General features: G+C 61.5%; 5 protein-coding genes. 3 read left to right on the top strand and 2 right to left on the bottom strand.

The window, feature by feature from the left end; translation table 11 throughout:
* The 3 genes from D769_RS14685 to D769_RS14670 form a co-directional block, all read left to right on the top strand.
* The coding region (locus tag D769_RS14685) for a tyrosine-type recombinase/integrase (RefSeq protein ID WP_008646274.1) at positions 1-829 on the top strand (829 nt) is incomplete at its 5' end.
* Positions 830-1,397: 568 nt separating this feature from the next.
* Positions 1,398-2,186: a tyrosine-type recombinase/integrase gene (locus D769_RS14680; protein WP_008646273.1), complete on the top strand. Its 789-nt coding sequence runs from the start codon at positions 1,398-1,400 to the stop codon at positions 2,184-2,186.
* A 1,171-nt stretch (positions 2,187-3,357) separates the two neighbouring features.
* A complete protein-coding gene (locus D769_RS14670; protein WP_008646271.1) occupies positions 3,358-3,780 on the top strand; it encodes an HU family DNA-binding protein in 423 nt (140 codons plus the stop codon).
* Between the two features lie 61 nt (positions 3,781-3,841).
* On the opposite strand, the gene D769_RS31845 is transcribed toward D769_RS14670, so the two are convergent.
* Together D769_RS31845 and D769_RS14665 are read right to left on the bottom strand one after the other, a co-directional pair.
* On the bottom strand, positions 3,842-4,066 hold the full coding sequence (locus tag D769_RS31845) for a hypothetical protein (RefSeq protein WP_008646270.1): 225 nt from the start codon (positions 4,064-4,066) through the stop codon (positions 3,842-3,844).
* Between the two features lie 30 nt (positions 4,067-4,096).
* Positions 4,097-4,309, bottom strand: a complete 213-nt coding sequence (locus D769_RS14665; RefSeq protein WP_008646269.1) for a hypothetical protein — start codon at positions 4,307-4,309, stop codon at positions 4,097-4,099.
* Positions 4,310-4,567: the final 258 nt, after the last annotated feature.

The raw sequence follows: 4,567 nt of genomic DNA, 5'->3' as shown, positions 1-4,567 counted from the left end.
GCCGCGGCCGCGCACGGCGCCGGACTGGCGGCCGTTTGCGGGTAATCTGTCGGCCCGCTCGGTGGCGCAGGCGCTCGCCGTGCTCAGCGCCATGTTCCGCTGGCTCGTCGAGCAGCGCTATGTCATGGCCAATCCCTTTGCCGGCATCAAGGAGCGAGGCAGCCAGCACGCAAAGGCGGTGGCCACGACCCACGCCTTCACCGAAGGGGAATGGCTGCTGGTGCGGGCCATCGCGAACGGGCTCGAATGGTCGTACGGATGGGAAGCACCGGCGGCGCAACGGTTGCGCTTCCTGCTGGACTTCGGCTATGCCACAGGACTGCGGATCAGCGAACTAACCCAGGCGATGTTGCGCAATGTCGAGGCGGATGCCGCCGGCGATCACTGGCTGCATGTCGTTGGCAAGGGCGGCAAGCCAGCCAAGGTTACCCTGACGCCGCTGGCGCGCGTCGCGCTCGATCGCTATCTGCAGGAGCGCGGCTTACCGATCAGCCGCGCCCGCTGGGAGCCGGCCACGCCACTGGTCGGTAGCTTGGACGGAAGCGAGACCGGCATCACGGCGCTACGGCTTTGGGAGGTCATGCGCCGATTTTTCCGGTTGGCCGCAGACAACTTGGCCAGCGACTACCCACCGCTGACCGAGAAGCTCCGCCGTGCCACGCCGCATTGGATGCGGCATACCCATGCAACGCACGCGCTGGCCAAGGGCGTCGAGCTGAGCGCCGTGCGCGATAACCTGCGCCATGCGTCGATTTCGACCACGTCGATCTATCTCCACAGCGACGACGTCAAGCGGGCAAGGCAGTTTGGGCAGGCGTTCACGGCCTGAACTGCTTATTCTCAATCCGAATAAGGTGCAGTGTTTTCATAACCCCAAGGCTTATGATAGCAATTCGGCCTTATCTTGGTCAGAGGCCTTCTAGAAGCACGGCGTCTAGCTGAAAATGTGGACGGTACCGCCGACCAATTGCTTGCCCTTACACATGCCGGCTACCGGACTTGGACGCGAAACCGTCGGCTGCATTTTCCCGAGCCACGTCGTCACGCACTGCTGCTCGAAATCCTTCGCTACTGCGCTGATTCGCACCTACTGGAGTGCGCACCGTTTGAGCAAAGCCGGGTAGCGGTGGTGGAGGATGCAATGGATGCCAGATATCCGCGCTATGCTCGCCTGCACCGGGCCCGCTCAGGCGGGAGGGTACCCCCGCATCTGCAAGCAGTGGGCGGCGCAACGCGCCGATAATGGCATGGGGCAAGCATCTTCCAGTATATAAATTCTTATGGATAAACTCTGGCTCTCCGAACCTGCTAAGGCCTACGCTGATTGGCAGGCCCGCGAAGCGGCCGGCGCAGACCGCAGGCCTTTCTCAGAGCAATCGATCGTCCAGCACCGCGCTATGTTCGTTCGGTTCCACCGACACCTGGTCGGGCACGGTGCAACGCTGGCCAGCTTCGGTGCAGACCAGATCGACGCGTTCTGGCTCAGCCCAGAGGCAGCCACGTACACGCCGGCCACTCGTATGCGCTACCTGAAGCTGCTCGATCGGCTGTGCAGGCATCTGGTCGAGGCCGGCGTACGAAAAACAAATCCAGCTTCGGAGCTAGTCCAAGCGGGTCGCTGGCCGGAAGACGATCCCGAAGTCCAATTCCTTTCCCAGGACGTCGACCATCGCCTGCAGGACTTCGTCATGCCCCGCCGCGGGGATTCGCCCGAAATGCTGCAGAGACGCGCGATTGTTGCGCTCTTTCTGGGCACCGGCGTCACGGCCAGCGAGGGACGTGCCGCGCGCGTTCCGGACCTACACCCGAATGCAACGCCGCCCTATTTGCACGTGCCAGCACGTCCGCCCAAGATCTCCCGCACCGTGCACCTTGAGCCCTTTGCCATCGCCCCTTTGGCCGCTTGGCATGCTGTACGACAGAACTTGCCCGTAGATAGCGACCTGCTGTTCACGCTCAAGCGCACTGGCACACCCATCACGGACATGAGCCTTGGCAAGATTGTGCGTGAGGCCCTCGCCGCCATCGGCCAGGACGTCGAAAACATGAGCCCGAGGACCTTGCGGAATACGTTCTGCCGGCGCCTGCTGATCCGTGGCGTTGCGCCTGACGCAGTCACAGAGCGGCTTGGCCTGGCCAGCAATCGGACGGTGGTACGCATTGCCGCCACGATCGAAGAGAATTAACCCCTCTTTCGCTTAGCCCCGGGCCGCACAGTGAATCAAGACAGTCCTCAGTCGCCCCGCGCGCTCGCAGCCCTTGCACGTCTACATGACGCCGCCAGGCTACAAGGCCTTGTCTGCCACGCGACGGCATGGCACGGCGTTAGCGCCACGATTCTCCTTGAATGCGCTAGAGGGCATCGCTTTGAGCGCAGGGCCTACGGTGTCCTATACAAGGCGCCCGGTTGTCCCGAATGCAGCCGAGCCAGCATCGCAGCGAAGTTCGACAAGATCGTGGCGGATCGCGGCGGCCGGTGTTTGAACGACGGTGGATTTCTCGGTGGCGCGGCGATCCATAGAATCCGCTGCCAGCGTGGGCATGAATGGCATCCAGAAGGGCGAAGCGTGCTGGCGGGCTACTGGTGTCCCCGTTGCGCCGGCAAGCCAACGAAGCCAACGCCACACCGGCAAGCCTCAAAGTACGGCTTGGACGACTTGCACGCCAAGGCGGCCGAGCGCGGGGGAAAGTGTCTCGCGGCCGCCTGGAAGACCGGCCGCGACCATTACCCATTCGAATGCGCGGCTGGCCACCGTTGGGAAGCGATAGGCTACAAAGTTCTCAAGCAAGGGAACTGGTGCCGGGTGTGCACCGACGCCCGACTAGGCGCACAACGGACCGATGCCGACGGCTTGGCGCGCATTCACGAAGCGGCCAAAGCACACGCAGGCCAATGTCTGAGTACCGCTTACCATGGAACCAACGCCTCATACCGTTTCCGATGCGCGGTTGGGCACGAATGGGATGCGCTCGGTAACAACATCCTCCAGGGTGGCTGGTGCCGTCTTTGCCGCAACGAGGGACAAAAGCTGGGCATAGAGGCGATGCGCGCGTTGGCACGGGACCGCGGTGGTATCTGTCTCTCCGACGTCTATGTCCACGGGAAGGCCAAACTAACGTGGCAGTGCCACCGTGGCCACGTTTGGGACGCGACGCCCTCCGGTGTGAAGGCGGGCCACTGGTGCCCGTCCTGCGCGATCCTGAACACCATCGCGGCAAAGGGCCAACGCAAGCGAAAGCGCTATGAGGCTGTGGGGAAAGCGCCAGACTAGCGATTTCCCCGTTGCAAAATGCGTGTCTTCTTCGCTAAGCTCTGCCGATCCGGCACGGTGCCGGCATTCTCGAAACAGGAGCTCCATGGCAACGAAGAAGACGGCCGCCCCGAAGACTGCGGCGAAGAAACCGGCAGCGCCGGCGAAGAAGGCTGCGCCCGCAGCGAAGAAGGCGGCCGCCGCACCCGTGGCAAAGCCGCTGAAGGACACCTTCAACAAGTCGAGCCTGCTCGCGCACCTGGTTACGCAGACCGAACTGGACAAGAAGACGGTGCAGACCGTACTCGCCCACCTCGAAAGCACGATTGCCAGCGCCATCCACAAGAAAGGGGCAGGCGAATTCACGTTCCCGGGCCTGTTCAAGGTGTCGGCCATCCAGGTGCCGGCAACCAAGAAGCGCTTTGGGCGGAACCCTTTCACTGGCCAGGACCAGTGGTTCGCCGCAAAGCCGGCTTCTGTCAAGGTGAAGGTGCGCCCGCTGAAGAAGCTGAAGGATGCAGCACTGTAGTTCGAGCTAGCCGTAGAAAAGAGAAAGGCCCGACACAATCTGTCGGGCCTTTCTCTTTCCGCTATCGCTCGATGCTCAGTTCCAAATCATCGCCCTCAGTCCCGCTCGGGGTGAATGTCACCGAGGTACCATCCTCGAAGACCAATGCGATGACGTTGTGACTCGTGTAGTCGACCGAAGAAACGCGACGACCGACAAGCTGGCGGCGGACTTCGGCCAGGCTAACATAGCTTTCGTCCGCTCCCTCTGGAAAGCTTGCAGAAGCTCTTGCACGTTTGATGGACATATTGGATTTTCTTGCCCTTCCATTGCCTTGTTAGTCGAGCATCCCGTGGTAGCGTCCGACGGCGGCAACCGCTTCCACGAAGCGCTTCGCCGTAGCACGATCCATGATGACGGTCTTTCCATCAACAGTTAGATAGACACTGTCCTCCGGATAGTACGATGAACGTCCAAGTTCAAGTTCGAACTCCGTTTTGCCGCCCTGATCACGGACGGTCTCTTCAAAGTACATCGTCGTAGCCATCATTCTCCTTCTTCTCACTTCGGCGACCGGCCGAGCGGGGCGCAGCGCGCCAGGTAACCTAGCTATTGGTGTTCTTGTGCTTCATGGTATGTCACTTTCACTGCGGCACCGAGTGCATCGTACTCTGCGTTAGAAAAACTCGCATCTGCTCGATGCTGGTAAGCATGAATGCCACGTCAGAGGCCGTTTCAGAATACAACGGGCGCCGGTTCGCCGTTGGGTTGGAAAGAAAAATGCCCGCCGTTCCTTTAACAGGCTGCT

This window comes from Cupriavidus sp. HMR-1 (genome assembly GCF_000319775.1).
Lineage (GTDB): Bacteria > Pseudomonadota > Gammaproteobacteria > Burkholderiales > Burkholderiaceae > Cupriavidus > Cupriavidus metallidurans.
The sequence above is the reverse complement of the archived record's forward strand: the minus strand, read 5'-3'. Positions and strand labels throughout refer to the sequence as shown.